The sequence below is a fragment of the Arthrobacter sp. HMWF013 genome, assembly GCF_003061105.1.
In the GTDB taxonomy this organism is placed as follows: domain Bacteria; phylum Actinomycetota; class Actinomycetes; order Actinomycetales; family Micrococcaceae; genus Arthrobacter.
Map to the genome: position 1 here is coordinate 1010 of NZ_QAIQ01000614.1, position 4807 is coordinate 5816.

At 64.3% G+C, this 4807-nt stretch carries 5 protein-coding genes; 4 read left to right on the top strand and 1 reads right to left on the bottom strand.

Annotated elements, in window-relative coordinates; genetic code table 11:
• Window positions 1-241, bottom strand: a 241-nt coding sequence (locus DBR22_RS24890) for an ATP-dependent DNA ligase (RefSeq protein ID WP_441296254.1), incomplete at its 3' end; no start/stop codon positions are given.
• A 104-nt stretch (window positions 242-345) separates the two neighbouring features.
• Here DBR22_RS24890 and DBR22_RS20520 point away from each other — a divergent pair.
• The 4 genes from DBR22_RS20520 (at window position 346) to DBR22_RS20535 (ending at window position 4729) form a co-directional block, all read left to right on the top strand.
• The gene (locus tag DBR22_RS20520; protein ID WP_108600511.1) at window positions 346-1374 is read left to right on the top strand and encodes a TIGR03885 family FMN-dependent LLM class oxidoreductase; all 1029 of its coding nucleotides are present in this window, start codon (window positions 346-348) and stop codon (window positions 1372-1374) included.
• The gene (locus tag DBR22_RS20525) at window positions 1371-3062 is read left to right on the top strand and encodes an alpha-amylase family protein (protein ID WP_108600512.1); all 1692 of its coding nucleotides are present in this window, start codon (window positions 1371-1373) and stop codon (window positions 3060-3062) included. The genes DBR22_RS20520 and DBR22_RS20525 overlap by 4 nt, the downstream gene beginning before the upstream one ends.
• Window positions 3063-3131: 69 nt before the next feature.
• On the top strand, window positions 3132-4358 hold the full coding sequence (locus tag DBR22_RS20530) for a pyridoxal phosphate-dependent aminotransferase (RefSeq protein ID WP_108600513.1): 1227 nt from the start codon (window positions 3132-3134) through the stop codon (window positions 4356-4358).
• A 134-nt stretch (window positions 4359-4492) separates the two neighbouring features.
• Window positions 4493-4729, top strand: coding sequence for a hypothetical protein (locus tag DBR22_RS20535; protein WP_108600514.1), 237 nt, complete (start codon window positions 4493-4495; stop codon window positions 4727-4729).
• The last annotated feature ends 78 nt before the right edge of the window (window positions 4730-4807 follow it).

Here is a 4807-nt window from a genome sequence, read left to right on the forward strand (position 1 = left end):
CAATCTCGCCGTCCACCACACAGCGGGGCGGCAGGTTCTCCTTCAGGGCCACCACCAGCTCAGGAAAATACCGGGTCATGGGTTTCTCGTTGCGGCTGCCGATCTCCACCTCATCGCCGTCGCGGAAAATGATGGACCGGAAGCCGTCCCATTTTGGTTCGTAGCTCAGGTCGCCGTCCGGCACACCACTGACGGATTTTGCGAGCATGGGCGAAACGGGAGGCATCACGGGAAGGTCCATAGTGCCCATTCTTGCCCGGCCACGGCGGCTGCGAAAGGCCTTCGTCGGCAAAAGCCCAGTTGAGGGCCTCGACACTGCACACCGCGGGACGGTAGACCTTAACGATGCCCACTATCGGATTTCACGCTTCCCATGAACAGATCAGTCCCGGACAACTGCTCAAGGACGTCCAGCACGCGGAGCAGGCCGGCTTTGACGCCGCCATGTGCTCGGACCACATCGAGCCATGGTCGGCCAGGCAGGGGCACTCCGGGTTCGCCTGGTCCTGGCTGGGCGCCGCGCTGGCCACCACGTCGCTGAAATTCGGTGTGGTGACGGCCCCCGGCCAGCGTTACCACCCCGCCATCATTGCCCACGCTTCGGCCACCTTGGCCAGCATGTTTCCGGGCCGGTTCTGGCTGGCCCCGGGCAGCGGCGAGAACATGAACGAGCACGTCACCGGTGATGCCTGGCCGCCCAAGGAAACCCGGCAGCAGCGGCTTGAAGAGTGCGTGGACATCATCCGGCGGCTGCACCGTGGCGGGGAAGTGACCCATCACGGGCTGGTGACCGTGGAGCAGGCCCGGATCTGGGATGTGCCGGATCCTGCCCCGCAGCTGATCGCGCCGGCCATCAGCGTGGACACCGCGCGCCGCGCTGCGGGCTGGGCGGACGGCCTGGTGACGGTGAACCAGCCTGCAGAAAAGCTGAAGGACATGCTGGCCGCCTACCGGGACCACGGCGGCAGAGGTAAGGCGGTGCTGCAGGTCCACTTGTCGTGGGCTCCGCGTGAACAGGAAGCCGTGGCCGTCGCCATGGACCAATGGCGCACCAACACCTTCGCCCCGCCCGTCCCGTGGGATCTCCCCACGGCGGGGCATTTCGACGGCGTGAGCGCCCACATCGGCGAGGATCAGGTCCGCAAATCCGTGAACGTCTCGGCCAGCCTGCACCAGCACGCGGAGTGGCTGGCCGGCTACGCCGACCTGGGCTTCGACGAGCTCTACCTGCACTTCGTGGGGCAGGACCAGGCCCCGTTCATCGACGCCTTTGCAGCGGATGTCCTGCCGCAGTTGCGCCCCAAACCTCTGCTGTGGTCACCCGTGCAGGAATCCCCCGCGCCCGAGTCAGCCGTCAAGGAGAGCACGCCATGAGAATCGCGCAAACGTCTGACCTCTGGTGGAAAAATGCCGTCATCTACTGCCTGGACCCTGAGACCTACTTCGACGACGACGGCGACGGCACCGGTGACTTCGCCGGCCTCACCCAGCGGGTGGACTACCTCGCAGCACTGGGCGTTACCTGTATCTGGCTGATGCCTTTCTACCCGTCCCCGGACAGGGATGACGGCTATGACATCACCGACATGTACGGCGTGGATCCACGACTCGGCACACTGGGCGACGTGGTGGAGTTCATCCGGACCGCCAAGGACCGGGGAATGCGGGTGATCGCGGACTACGTCATCAACCACACCTCGGACAAGCACCCGTGGTTCAAGGAATCCCGGAAGTCCGCGGACAACCCCTACCGCGATTACTACGTGTGGCGGAAAGACACTCCCCCGGACACCTCCGAACAGGTGGTGTTCCCCGGTGAGGAAACGTCCATCTGGACCCAGGACAAGGCCACCGGCGAGTGGTACCTTCACATGTTCGCCAAGCACCAGCCGGACCTGAACGTCGCCAACCCTAAGGTCCGGGACGAGATCGCCAAATCCATGGGTTTCTGGCTGCAGATGGGACTGGACGGTTTTCGCTTGGATGCCGTGCCGTTCTTCCTGGAATTGCAGGGGGTGTCCAAGGATGATGCGGCGAAGATCGATCCGCACGACTACCTGGCAGCCCTGCGCAGCTTCCTGAACCGGCGCAACGGGAGCGCAGTGCTCCTGGGCGAGGTCAACCTCCCGTACAAGGAGCAGGTGAAGTACTTCGGCGGGCCCGAGGGCAACGAGCTGAACATGCAGTTCGACTTCCTGAGCATGCAGAACCTGTACCTCTCGCTGGCCAGGGAGGATGCCCGCCCGTTGGCCAAAGCCCTCGCCGCCAGGCCCGACATCCATCCGGATAACCAGTGGGCAATGTTCGTGCGCAACCACGACGAACTGACGCTGGACAAACTCACCGACGACGAGCGTGAGGAAGTTTTCGCAGCGTTTGGCGCGGACCCGGCCATGCAGATGTACGGACGCGGCCTCCGGCGTCGCCTTCCGCCGATGCTCGACGGCGATCCCGCCCGGCTGCGCATGGTCTATTCGCTGATGTTCTCACTCCCCGGAACACCTGTCCTTTTCTATGGCGAGGAGATCGGCATGGGTGAGGACCTGCGTGCCGAGGGCCGCTCGGCCGTACGATCGCCGATGCAGTGGAATGACACCGACAACGGCGGATTCTCCACCGCTCCCGCCGACAAGCTGGTAGCGCAGGTGGTTGAAGGCTACTTCGGGCCGAAGAACATCAACGCGGCGCAGGCCGTCAGGGACCCCGATTCGCTGTGGAATTTCATTGCCACGCTCATCCGGCGCTACCGGGAGAGCCCCGAGCTCAGCTGGGGGGACTTCGAACTCATCAAACAGCCAGATCCGGGGGTGCTCCTGCACAGCTGCACGCGCGCCGGTTCAACAATGGTGGTGGCCCACAATCTGGCCGCCCAGCCGGCGGCCGTCACAGCAAAGGTCTCCTCGCCGGAAGATCCCCAGGAGGCGTTTGACGGTGCCATCCTGCTGGATCTGCTCGACGGCGACAACGTGCCGTTGGAGGCCGACGGCGGCTTCACGCTTGAGCTGGGCCGTTACGGCTACCGCTGGTTCAGGATCCAGCGGCCGGGTGACCGCCGTATCTGACCCCGTGTGCGTGGCTGACTCCGGGCTGGCAGTTCGGCAGTTACCCGGCACCCTGTGAAATGATCAGTCATGCGCATGATGCAGCACTCCAGCAAGCTCCAGAATGTCCGGTATGAACTCCGCGGCCCGATTCTCCAGGCGGCCAAAAAGATGGAGGCCGAGGGGCACCGGATCCTGAAAATGAATCTCGGGGACACCGCCCCCTTCGGACTGGAAGCTCCCGAGTCTGTGGTGGTGGACATGATCTATCACCTGCGGGGCGCCCAGGGCTACAGCGATTCCAAAGGCATTTTCTCGGCCCGCACCGCCATCTCGCAGTACTACCAGACCCGTGGACTGATGCAGATCGGCGTCGAGGACATCTTCATCGGCAACGGCGTGAGCGAGCTGATCTCCATGTGCCTGCAGGCGTTCATGGAAAACGGCGACGAAATCCTCGTCCCGGCCCCCGACTACCCGCTGTGGACGGCCGCCGTGACGCTCACAGGCGGCAAGCCGGTGCACTACCTGTGTGATGAGGCAGAGCAGTGGTGGCCGGACATGGACGACGTCGAGGCAAAGATCACCGAGCGCACCAAAGGCATCGTGATCATCAATCCGAACAACCCCACAGGCGCTGTGTACCCGCGGCGGATCCTGGAGCAGTTCGCCGCCCTTGCCCGCAAGCACAACCTTGTCCTGTTCTCCGACGAAATCTACGAGAAGGTCCTGTATGGGAAGGCGCAGCACATCCATACGGCGTCGGTGGCGGAAGACGTCTGCTGCCTGACCTTCAGCGGACTGTCGAAGGCCTACCGCATGCCCGGGTACCGGGCGGGCTGGGTGGCCATCACCGGCCCCCTGGCGGCCACGGCGAACTACCGGGAAGGCCTGGAGCTGCTCGCTTCGCTGCGGCTGTGCGCTAACGTCCCCGCCCAGCATGCAATCCAGACCTGCCTCGGCGGTTACCAAAGCATCGATGCCCTGGTCCGGCCCGGCGGCAGGCTGCGGGAACAGCGGGATCTTGCCTTCAACCTCCTGACGGCAATCCCCGGTGTCACGTGCGTCCCCGCCGCAGGTGCCATGTACCTCTTTCCCCGCCTGGATCCTGAGCTTTACCCGATCCGGAGTGATGAGGAGTTTGTCCTTGATCTCCTTCAGGACCAAAAGATCCTCGTCTCGCACGGCTCCGCGTTCAACTGGCCCGCGCCGGACCACTTCCGTTTCGTGATCCTTCCCACCGCGCTGGAAATCGAGGAAGCGGTCCGCAGGATCTCGACCTTCCTGGCGGGCTACCGCGCCCGCTTGGCGGCCTGAGGGCAACGGCCCGGCAATACTTCGGCCTGAGAACTAACCGGCCCCTAACGCTGAGGAAATGCGGCCGCAACATTGCCCCGCCACACTGGAGTTGTCCGCAAGCGCAGGCACCCAGCTCCAGCCAGGAGGCCCCCATGTTGAAGGAAGCCAGAACCCATGTGACACGAGTCCGCGCCCTGGACCAGCTCCACCGCGGCGACGAGATCGAAGCCCGCCTGTCAGTGGGCCCCAGTTACGACGACGTCGTCATCCGGCGCGGCAGCGTCCAGGAAACCGCACCCGGCATCGGAGTGGTGTGGATCATGGACCACCACACGGGAATGCGCAAGGCCATCAACACGGAGGAATGCCGGATCTGGCGGATCGCCTGAAGCGTCCACAGCACGGTCCGGACACAGGCAATGGCAGTCAGCGGCTGCTGGCCAGCGGCGGGTGTAGTCAGTAAGGAC